7 protein-coding genes are annotated in these 10,262 nt (G+C 67.2%); 2 read left to right on the forward strand and 5 right to left on the reverse strand.

Going from position 1 to position 10,262, the window contains the following annotated elements; translation table 11 throughout:
* Positions 1-32 precede the first annotated feature (32 nt).
* The 3 genes from MJ785_RS17510 to MJ785_RS17520 all read right to left on the reverse strand — a co-directional run bounded on the left by MJ785_RS17510 (position 33) and on the right by MJ785_RS17520 (position 5,580).
* Positions 33-3,884 carry a SpoIIE family protein phosphatase gene (locus tag MJ785_RS17510; RefSeq protein WP_239381817.1) on the reverse strand — a complete coding sequence of 1,284 codons (3,852 nt, stop codon included), beginning with the start codon at positions 3,882-3,884 and terminating at the stop codon, positions 33-35.
* Between the two features lie 373 nt (positions 3,885-4,257).
* The gene (locus MJ785_RS17515; protein ID WP_370651689.1) at positions 4,258-4,920 is read right to left on the reverse strand and encodes a cysteine hydrolase family protein; all 663 of its coding nucleotides are present in this window, start codon (positions 4,918-4,920) and stop codon (positions 4,258-4,260) included.
* Positions 4,921-5,040: 120 nt separating this feature from the next.
* Positions 5,041-5,580 (reverse strand): MarR family winged helix-turn-helix transcriptional regulator, encoded by a 540-nt coding sequence (locus MJ785_RS17520; protein WP_239311918.1) that lies wholly within the window; start codon positions 5,578-5,580, stop codon positions 5,041-5,043.
* Between the two features lie 119 nt (positions 5,581-5,699).
* Here MJ785_RS17520 and MJ785_RS17525 point away from each other — a divergent pair, with 119 nt between their 5' ends.
* Positions 5,700-6,332 (forward strand): FMN-dependent NADH-azoreductase, encoded by a 633-nt coding sequence (locus tag MJ785_RS17525; protein ID WP_239311917.1) that lies wholly within the window; start codon positions 5,700-5,702, stop codon positions 6,330-6,332.
* A 145-nt stretch (positions 6,333-6,477) separates the two neighbouring features.
* Here the strand turns inward: MJ785_RS17525 and MJ785_RS17530 are convergent, their stop codons facing one another.
* The gene (locus MJ785_RS17530) at positions 6,478-7,869 is read right to left on the reverse strand and encodes an FAD-binding oxidoreductase (RefSeq protein ID WP_239381819.1); all 1,392 of its coding nucleotides are present in this window, start codon (positions 7,867-7,869) and stop codon (positions 6,478-6,480) included.
* A 240-nt stretch (positions 7,870-8,109) separates the two neighbouring features.
* Here MJ785_RS17530 and dapF point away from each other — a divergent pair, with 240 nt between their 5' ends.
* The gene (dapF, locus tag MJ785_RS17535) at positions 8,110-9,099 is read left to right on the forward strand and encodes a diaminopimelate epimerase (protein ID WP_239345995.1); all 990 of its coding nucleotides are present in this window, start codon (positions 8,110-8,112) and stop codon (positions 9,097-9,099) included.
* A gap of 286 nt (positions 9,100-9,385) precedes the next feature.
* On the opposite strand, the gene MJ785_RS17540 is transcribed toward dapF, so the two are convergent.
* The gene (locus MJ785_RS17540) at positions 9,386-9,820 is read right to left on the reverse strand and encodes a CBS domain-containing protein (RefSeq protein WP_239313717.1); all 435 of its coding nucleotides are present in this window, start codon (positions 9,818-9,820) and stop codon (positions 9,386-9,388) included.
* Between the last annotated feature and the right edge of the window lie 442 nt (positions 9,821-10,262).

Genomic DNA, 10,262 nt, shown 5'->3' on the forward strand with positions numbered 1-10,262 from the left:
GTCATAGCCGCTGCCGGGCGCCGATGACGGTTTTATGACTGGTTGATCGTGAAGGTGCACCAGACGGATTTACCGTCGTCGGTGTTGCGCGCTCCCCAGCGATCCGCGATCAGTGAGACGAGGTGGACGCCGCGGCCGTGTTCGTCGTCCGCGGTCGCTCGCAGCCGCTGTGGCAAGGTGCTCGCGGCGTCGCGGACGTCGAGTATCAACTCGTGCCCGGCTGGCCGTAACCGCAGGTCCATGGGCACTTCCCCGTACAGGACGGCGTTGGTGACGAGTTCACTGACGGCAAGAACGACGTCAGCGGCACGTTTGGGTGGGATCCGCCACGACGCCAGCGCCGCGGCGGCGGCCTGGCGGGCGTCCCGCACGCTCTGGACGCTGCCGCTGATCTCCATGTGCAGCATGGGCTGGCCGCCATTCACCGACGGTAATGGCGATGGCGACGCCTGGACGAGCAGCAGCGCGATGTCGTCGTCCTGGGCGCCGGGGAGCATCCGGTCGACGAGGCGATCTGGCAGCGCGTCCAGCGGGATGTCGCGGGAGCCGGCCAGGTGCTCGCGGAGTTTGTCGATGCCGGCGTCGATGTCACGGCCGCGCTGCTCGACCAGCCCGTCGGTGTAGAGAGCCAGCATGGCGCCCGGGGGGAGGGCGACCCGCTGTTCGGTGAATTCCGGCAGATCGGCACCCAACGGTGGCCCCGATCCCGCGGTCAGCGGGCGAACGGTCCCTGCCGGGTCGACGAGCAGCGGGGGGAGATGCCCCGCGCTGGCGAAGGCCAGAGAGTGCTTGAGCGGGTCGTACACGGCGTAGACACAGGTCACGATCGAGTCCTGGGTCAGGTCGCGGACGACGCCGTCGAGCAGCTCAAGCACGTCCGCTGGGGCCAGGTCGAGGCGGGCGTAGGCACGTACCGCCGCGCGCAGCTGTCCCATGACGGCTGCGGCACGCACGCCACGGCCCATCACGTCGCCGATCACGAGCGCGATCCGGCCGGCGCCGAGCTCGATCACGTCGTACCAGTCCCCGCCGACCTCGGTCTCGCCTTCGGCGCGGTAATACACAGCGGTCCGCAGCGCGCCGTGGACAAAGGACGTCGCGGGCAGCAAGCTCCGCTGGAGTTCGGCGGCGATCCGGTGCTCGCGGGCAGCCGACTGTTCGATCACCGCCGCCGTCCGCACCGCTTCCTCGGCTCGTCGCCGTTCGGTGAGGTCCAGGCAGGAGCCGATGTAACCGGTGAATCGGCCCGCCAGGTCGAAGATGGGGCGGCCGACATCGAGTATCCACCGGTAACCGCCGTCCGCATGACGCAGCCGGTACTCTGTTTCGAACGGCTTCCGGTCGTTGAAGGCCTCGCGGTAGAGCGCGACGCAACGGTCGAGATCCGCCGGGTGCACGCCTTCGGCCCAGCCGTATCCCAGCTCCTGCTGAACCGTGCGGCCGGTGAACGAAAGCCAGGTGTTGTTGAAGTAGTCGCATCCGCCGTCGGTGCCGGACCGCCAGATCAGCAGCGGGAAATCGTCGAGAAGGTGCAGGTAGTGCGCGCTCACCTGCCGGGCCCGCTCCAGCTCCAGGTTCGCCCGCACCCGTGCTCGCAGTTCCGCGACCGAGAACGGTTTGGTCAGGTAGTCATCCGCCCCTGCCTCCAGCCCGGTGACCGCGGCGTCTTCCCCCGCGCGTGCCGACAGTACGACTATCGGCAGATGCACCGTTGAAGCGTCCGCGCGGATGGCCGCGAGCAGCGCGAAGCCATCCACCTCCGGCATCATCATGTCGGTGAGTACCAGGTCCGGTGGCGTGTCCCGGATCTGCTGGAGCGCCGCTGTCCCGTTGGCGGCGGCCGTCACGTCATAGTCGCTGGACAACAGCGTGATGAGGTAGTCGCGCATGTCCGCGTTGTCGTCCACGACCAGTACCCGCGGCTGGCCGGTAGCGCTGTCCGGGCGCGGGTGCGCGGCAGTGGGGCGAGCGGACCGATCCTTTTCTTCCGCCGCACCTGTGTTGTCACCGGTGCTGCCGGTGCTGCTAGCGACGTCGACGACGCCGGGCTGCGGCCGGTTGGACCACCGCATCGCCTCGGCGAGGAGCCCATCGACAGACCCGGTGAGGGCAGCGGGGTGCGTGGGCGCCCGTTCAGCCGGTTCGGTGGGGATGACCCTGTCGGTGGGGAGGTGGGTATGACCGAACGGCAGCCGGACGGTGAAGGTGCTACCCGCTCCCAGCGCGCTCGAGACGGTCACCGTGCCGCCCTGCAGGGCAGTGAGTTCGGCGACCAGCGCGAGCCCGATGCCGGCTCCTTCGTGCGAGCGTCCGCCGGCATGCGGGACACGGCGGAACCGCTCGAACAGCCGGTCCTGCTCGGCCGGGTCAATGCCGATGCCGGTATCGGTGACCGTCAGTTCGGCCCAGCTGGCCGAGCCTTCACGCACCGCCGCTACCGAGACGGTGATGCCGCCGTGCAGAGTGAATTTGATGGCGTTTGACAGGAGGTTGATGACGATTTTGTCCCATTGGTCACGGTCGATCCATATCGGCTCGGGTAACGGCGGGCAGTCCATCGTCAGGGTGAGCCCGGCCCTCTCCGCAGCGGCTTGGAACATGCTCACCAGCTCTGCCGTGTGGCCCGCCAGATCGACGGGCTCATACTGGGGCTCCAGGCGGCCGGCTTCGATCCGGGCGAAGTCCAGCAGGTTGTTGACGAGCCGGAGCAGCCGTAGCGCATTGCGGCGGATCAGTTCGACCCGTTCGCGCTGTATGCCCGTGAGCGGGAACCTCTCGTCCACGAGGGCGTCCTGTGCCGGGCCCAGCAACAGCGTCAGCGGTGTGCGGAATTCATGGCTGATGTTGGCGAAGAAAGTCGTCTTCGCCGCGATGAGTTCATCCAGGGCAATCGCGCGATCGCGTTCTGCCGTGTATGCGGCCGCGTTCGACATCGAACTGGTGATCTGATCGGCGGCGAGGGTGAAGAAACTACGGTAGTCCTCGTCCCACGGGCGCTGGGGGCTCACCCCCGCGACGAGGACTCCGCGCGCGCCGATGGCCTGCAGCGGCACGATGAGCGCCTGGCTGGCGACACCGAGTTGTGGCAAGGGCACTGTCAGTCCGTCGATAAGGGCTGGTTCGTCCCTGTCGAACGCGGTACGTGCTTTGGCGACCAACGCGGTACCAGCCGCCTTGATGTCCTCCGTGCCCGCTCCGGCTATGAGGCGGAGGGCGGGCCCGGGGCCGGGTTCAGCCCAGCCATCAGCCGGAGCATCAGCCGGATGAGCCGGATGAGCCGGAACATCAGCCAGATAGAGCAGCGCGAACGGGACATCGGCCCAGGCCTCGCCGAGCACCGTTGCCGCCCGTTCCAGAACTTCCGGGGTGGTCCGTGCCCCGTTCGTACCGGATGCCAGGGAGCGCAGTGTCCGCAGCCGACGCGCGCCGACCACCTGCGCGGTCGTCTCCGTACACGCGCTGAATATACCGCCGATTCGACCTGATTCGTCCCGCAGTGGGCTGTTAGAGAAGGTGAAATAGCATTCTTCCCGATATCCGTGCCGATTCATGGGAAGCATTTCGTCCTGGTAGAGGGAAGCTCCCTCCCCGGCCAGCACCGCGGTCAACATAGGGCCTACCGCATCCCATATCTCCGTCCACACGGCCTCGGCTGGGCGGCCCATCGCGCCCGGATGTTTGGCACCGAGCATTGACAAGTAGGCATCGTTGTAAATCTTCACCAGCTGCGGTCCCCAAAAGATCACTATGGGGAACCGGGATGACAGGCAGATGCCGATGGCTGTCCGCAGGCTCGGTGGCCAGGCCCACGGGGAACCGATCGGTGTCGCGGCCCAGTCCAGGTCACGCATCAGTGCCCCGGTGGTACCGCCGGCGTCGAACATCTGTGCCAATTCCGTCGGGAGCGCCGTCGCCGTCCCGGTAACGGCGGTCCGGCTGCGCTGGTGTTCCGTGCTTACCGAATACGGGTTGACGGGACCTGTACCGGTGGAACGCTCGACAATGATGTTCGGATCCTCCCGGATTACGCCTGACCGGCCAGACGCTCGGCTTCGGCGGTCACGATCAACCTATGTTCTGGTGGCCGATCCCTGCTCTGACGGCACCATGGCCCCCGCATCCGGCCCGTGGCCGGGCCGGACCGCTTCAAGCCCTTCGGTAAAGACCGAGGAGATACCCGCGCGATCCCGATGGAAACCCGTGAGAGCCGACCGAGCCGGGACCGTATCCGGAGCGTGAGCGGCCCGGCTGCGCGGTTCAGGTCGGGCAGCCCCGGCTGGCGTCGGTGGCCGTTTCGCCCCTGGCGCCGAGCGAGGCGACGAATTCCTTGGATGTAACCGGATGCGAGAACATCGGAAAATCATTGGCGATGGCGTTGTCATGCTCTTCCTGGGAGGTCGCCGCGACGCAGTCGGTGAGCGTGAAGACGTTGAAACCCTTCTCGTACGCGGTCCGCATCGTGGACTCCACACAACAGTTGGTCAGGAAGCCGCCAAGCGCGACATTTCTGATTCCTCTGCTCCGCAGGATGAAGTCGAGGTTTGTACTCATGAACGTGTCCAGGCCGCGCTTGCCCTCGACGATGATGTCACCTGCGGCGGGCGTGAGGCCCGCGACGATCCGGGCGCCCCACGAGTCCTTGACGAAGGCGTTGCTCGCCACCACCCCGGCGAGGATGCCGTAGGGCTTCGGGCTAATCTCGCCATAGCCCTTGGCAAACGAGATCGGCGCATGGATGATCGTGGCACCTGCCTGCCGGGCCTGTTCGGCGGCGGCGACCGCGTTGTCGAGCATGCCGGTCCGTTTCATCACATCCGCCACCGCGCTGTGCAGCGCGCCGCCGTCGGTCGTGAAGTCGTTCTGGAACTCGATGAGAAGCACAGCGGTTTCGATCGGGTTCAGGCTCATCCCGTCTCCCATGGCGGCAGCGGATAATGTCTCTCATCTCACACTACCGTCTTGGCTGGCTGTTTCAGAGCGACCGGCGACAGGTGCCGCGGCGCGCGAGGAGCCGCGGCACCGCGGGGCTGGGGGTACTGGTCAGGCAGTTGCCCCGGGGCATGGCCCCTGGGCGGCTACCGGATCTGGTACCGGCGGCACGCCCGCGCTGAGGACGCCCGCGACCACGCGTCGCAGCGCGTCGGAAAAACTGATCTGCTCCTGGGCGGTCAACGGTGCCAGGAGCTGCTGCTCGGCCAGGCGCAGGCGCGCGGTCACATCGCGGAGCCGGGCGAGGCCGGCCTCGGTCGGGCGAACTATGCGGGCCCGTCGGTCGGCTGGATCGGGGCAGCGTCTGACCAGCGTGCCGCGTTCGAGGTCGTCGACCAGGCGAACCATGACGGAACGGTCGACACCGAGGCGGCGGGCGACCTCAAGCTGGTTGCGCTCGCACCCGCCGGCAGTGGCCGAGAGTACCTGGAACCCCCGTAGCCCGCCGGGAAACTCCCCGACCGCGGTCTGCGCCGCCAGCAGGAACCCGTGCAGAGCCTGGCCTAGCAGCCAGCCGAGGTCCTTGTGAAGCTCTTCCGGCAGTGTGACCGCAGGCTCCGTCGCTCCAGCCTGCGCATCTGCGTACTCCACTCGTCCGATCCTACTGTTCGCGGTCTGAGACGGTCTTCCTGTACGATGCGTGTCAACACAGATAATTATGTATTGCTATAGTTTGGTGGCGCATTCATCCGTCCTGACAAGGAGATCATGTGTCCACGCTTCTGCACATCGACTCAAGCGTGAGCCCAGGCTCGGCCTCCCGGGCCGTCGCCGGCCAGTTCGCCGCTGCCTGGGCCGACAGCCACCCCGGTGGCAGCATCATTCACCGTGACCTGTCTATCACGCAGCCTCCCCACCTCAGCTGGGACGCCGTGTCCGCTTCGATGACGCCGGACGAGGCGCGGACGGCGGAGCAGGCCGCGGCCTGGCAGGCCCGTGAGGAGCTCATCGGTGAGCTCGAGGCGGCCGACAACCTGGTCGTGTCCGTCCCGATGTACAACTGGTCGATCACATCGACCCTCAAGGCATGGATCGACGGCGTCATCGTCGTTGGGCGCACAGTCAGCATGACGGGCGGCCCCGGTATCCTCACCGGCAAGCCCGTCACGGTCATCACCGCCCGCGGCGGAGCGTACGGGCCGGGCACCCCCCAGGAGGGCAAGGACTACCAGGAGCCCTACCTCCGGCATATTTTCGGGGCGCTCGGCGCGACCGACATCAGCTTCATCCACGTCGAACTGACGAGGGCTGCGGTCAACCCGGCCATGGCTGACCTCGTCCCGCTCGCCACGCAGTCGCGGGAAGCCGCTGAAAAGGCCGCGCTGGCCCGCGCGGCAGCCTGACCGGTCTGCGCTGGCAGCCCCGGCGAGAGATGCCACCGGCCCCGGCCGGTGCGCTGGGGATAATCGTCATCTGGTGGGAGCTCGGCTGGGATCGTGCGTGTGCCGGTAGCCCCGCGGCCGGTCGCCGAGCCGCTGGGCAGCGGGACTACCGGCGCAACGGCAGCGCCTTGCCCGGGTTGAGAATCCCGCCCGGATCGAGCGCGTGTTTCACGGTGTCGTGCAGTGACTGGGCGACGAGGTCCAGCTCGTCGGCGAGGACATGGCGTTTGATCAGACCGACGCCGTGTTCGCCGGTGACCGTCCCATCGGCTCGCAGCGCCAGCCGGAGCAGGTCGTCGAACGCCGCGAACGCACGGTGGGCGGCATCGGGATCGTCGTGCGGGTAGACGATCGTCGGGTGGAGGTTTCCGTCCCCCGCATGGCCGAACGTACCGATGACGACCTCGCGGTCAGCGGCGATCCGTTCGATACCGCTGATCGTCTCGGTGAGGCGCGAGCGTGGCACCGCGATGTCGTCGAGCAGCCAGGCGCCTAGCCGCTCGAGCGCGGGGAAGGCGAGCCGACGAGCGGTGAGCAGCGCGTCGGCCTGCTCAGCGTCCCGCGAACGGTAGCTTTCAGTGGCACCAGCGGCATCGTACGCGCTGAGGATGGCGTCGGCTTCGCGTTCACCGGCATGTCCCGGCAAGTCGCTCTGCGCGATGAGCAGCGCAGCCGCCGAGGTGTCCAGCCCCATCGGCTGGAAGCGTTCGACCGCTGCCAACGTCGTCGCGTCCATAAGCTCCAGCAGCGATGGCGTGGTCGTCAGCATGATGGCCTCGACCGCTCGGCCGGCGCTGACGAGGTCGGGGAACAGCGCGACGGCGGTGGTCGGCGGTGGTGGTAGTGGACGCAGCCGCAGCCTGGCCTGGGTGACGATGCCGAGCGTGCCCTCGCTGCCGACGAACAGCCCGACCAGATCGTAGCCGGCCACCCCCTTGATGCCGCGACGCCCGATGCTGGTGACGCGCCCGTCAGCCAGCACGACTTCGAGGCCGAGCACGGCGTCGCGGGTGGCGCCGTACTTCACGCAACACAGGCCACCGGCGTTCGTGGCGATGTTGCCGCCGATCGTGCACCACTCCCGTGAAGCCGGGTCGGGCGCGTACAGCAGACCATGCGTGCTGGCTTCGTCGCGGAGCCGTTGGTTGATCACTCCGGGTTCGGCGACCGCGTATCCGTCGGCGGGGCGCATCTCGCGGATCCTGTCCATGCGGTCGAGACACAAGACGATGCAGCCGTCGGTCGCGTTGGCTCCGCCGGAAAGCCCGGAGCCGGCGCCGCGGGGGACCACCGGCACCTGGCGGGAGTGCGCGATCCGCATGACCGCTTGGACCTGTCCGGTGGTACGCGGGAAGACGACGACGGCCGGCTGCCCGGCGTCCGCCCCGGTCGCCTGATCATGACGATAGGAGACAAGAAGATCCGGATCGGTGATTGCCGCACCTTCGGGCAGCACCGCTTCAAGTGCCCTGGCTGTCGCGTCCTCGTTGGTTCGCATGCGTGCCACCCGCTGGCAGTATGCCAGCCACCGGCAGCGGAGCCCGTGCCGGCCCCGTCGGGGCTTGTCCCGCGAACGGTCCCGTTCCGGTTATGGCGCCGTTCCGGTTTGTTGTGTTGTTCCGGTTGTGGCGCCGCTCCGCGCTGCCCGCGGAGCGGGGCGCCGCGCCGATTACCCCGTTCCGGGTTGTCGCGTTACGTCACACTACACTGAGCCATACATCGAGACAGGAGGGCTGGCGTGAAGTTCGAACTACTGAAGGCCCATGGCTCAAGCAACGACATACTCATCGTGGACGGCCGGCCCGACGAGCTTTTCGCGACGGTTGCCGAACTCGTCGGATTTGTTCGGCTCGTCTGTGACCGGCGGGGTCCGCTGGGGAGCGACGGGATCTATTTCGTGGACGATGCGCGGAAAGTACCCGAAGCATTCTTTTTCAATCCGGACGGAACGCCGGCCAAGTTGTGCGGTAACGGCCTGCGGTGTGTCGGCAGGCTGGTCCTCGAACGCCGGGGGGCCGAGGCGCAGGACATCTTGACGGGGGGCGGCCGGTTCCGGGCCGAACGGATCGCGGCGCTGGCTCCCGGTGTCCCGGCCGTGGCCATCGAGCTGCCGCCGGTGACGTTTCGCGCGGCTGACGTCCCGATCGTGAGCCGGACCGCCGAGCATGTCGACACGGTGCTCCCGGCGTTGCACCCATCCCTGCGATTCACCGGTGTCGCCGTGCCGAACTCCCATCTCGTCGCGATTGTTGATGAGTATGACGAGAGTGAGCTGGTGGCCGTGGGCCGCGCGGCGGCGCAACTACCGGAGATTCTCCCGGCTGGTGCCAACGTGTCGTTCGTGCGCCGGCTCCCGGCGCCGCGGGAGATCTTCGTCCGTACCTTTGAGCGGGGAGCCGGGCTGACTCCTTCATGCGGTTCCGGGGTGGTGGCGTCGCGCCTGGTGTATTCCAGGCTTGGGCACGCCGCCGCGGACGAAGCGGTCGTGGTCCGTAACCTGGGTGGCAGCGCGAGATGCCTTGTCACGCCCTCTCCGGATGGTTCTCGGATTCCGCGGCTGGAGGGCAACGCGACCTTTGTCTACCGTGCGGTCGTCGACGTGGAGCGGCTACGCCAGGGAGATCACGGCGAGCTCGACGTTGAGCTGCTGACCGACGAGATCGCAGCCTACGAGCTGTTTTACGAGGACAATCTGAGAGTGGTGCGCGATGGTGGCGTTCCCCTTTGAGGGCCTGTCACCGATTCATCGCCGATCGTGTTTGTGGCGCGATGAGCCCACGCCACCAAGAGGCCAGCGAGGATCCCAGCTGATCTCGGCGACGCCCGACGCGGGGCCTGCGGCCATCGCGTGCTTTTTCTCGTCAGGCGTTTTCCACGGCTCCCGAGGCAGAATCACGCGATGGCCGTCATGTGTCCTGAAATGCCATGTGTCCTGAAACGCGGCCATCCTATATCACAAAGATATTATTCTTATGATATAGGATACTGGGATCAGGAGGCGTGAACCAGCCGCGTCAAGCGATGCGATCGGCGGGACCGGACTTGATGGCCTCCACGAGTTGCCCCAGTTTCTCCTCGGGCAGGTTCTTCGCCAGGTCGGCTTCACTGATCATGCCTATCAGCTGGTTGTTCTCGATCACGGGAAGACGCTTGACCCGATGCTCCATCATCCGGCGCATGACCTCGTCAAGGTCTGCCTCCGCGTCGATGTAGAACGGTCGGCCCTGCCCCAGGTCCCGGGCCCGCGTTGACGTGGGGTCCTTTCCCTCGGCAAGACATCTGATCACGATGTCGCGGTCGGTGATGATTCCATGGAGTTTGTTGTCCTCGCCGCAGATCGGCAGCGAACCCACGCCGAGGTCCCGCATCTTGCGGGCGGCATCCACGAGAGTCTCGGTTTCGCCGATGCATTCGGCATCCCGATGCATGATCTGATGTGCGGTGGTCATGCGGATCCCCTCTCCTGCTGATCAGACCTGCCGGCCCGGAACGATCGATCGCATGCGCTGTGTCGCCGACCACCTCGAGCGCTCCGGGCTGTCTGGGGCCGTGACCACGCGAGCCGGGCAGCTGGTTTTCGGGACACACACCCCGGGTGCCTACCCCGCATCCGCAGCCGCATGCCGCGGACGAACAGACCTTCTCGGCTGGGATGCCCTCACCGCCGGCGGTCCGCCCGGTCACGTGGGTACTCCGTGACTGCCCCGGCCCGTGCCTGGCTTAGAGCGCCCGGCAATAGGGATGTGGATCAAGGAGCGGGGCTGAGGTGCGTACATCGCAAGGCGGCGGAGGGAGCCACCGGAGGTGTTGGGTGGCGACTGACGACAACGAGGCGAGGCGCCGTCTGGCGCCGGCAGACCCTGGACGAACTTCCGGCGGCGACCACTAAGG

The organism is Protofrankia sp. CiT1, from assembly GCF_917627335.1.
GTDB lineage: Bacteria > Actinomycetota > Actinomycetes > Frankiales > Frankiaceae > Protofrankia.

What these genes read in the sequence shown, in the direction of transcription:
- MJ785_RS17510 (WP_239381817.1), bottom strand. Translation starts at nt 3,884, where the DNA reads ATGTTCGACGCCGGCGGTACCACCGGGGCACTGATGCGTGACCTGGAC.
- MJ785_RS17515 (WP_370651689.1), bottom strand. Translation starts at nt 4,920, where the DNA reads ATGGGAGACGGGATGAGCCTGAACCCGATCGAAACCGCTGTGCTTCTC.
- MJ785_RS17530 (WP_239381819.1), bottom strand. Translation starts at nt 7,869, where the DNA reads ATGCGAACCAACGAGGACGCGACAGCCAGGGCACTTGAAGCGGTGCTG.
- MJ785_RS17540 (WP_239313717.1), bottom strand. Translation starts at nt 9,820, where the DNA reads ATGACCACCGCACATCAGATCATGCATCGGGATGCCGAATGCATCGGC.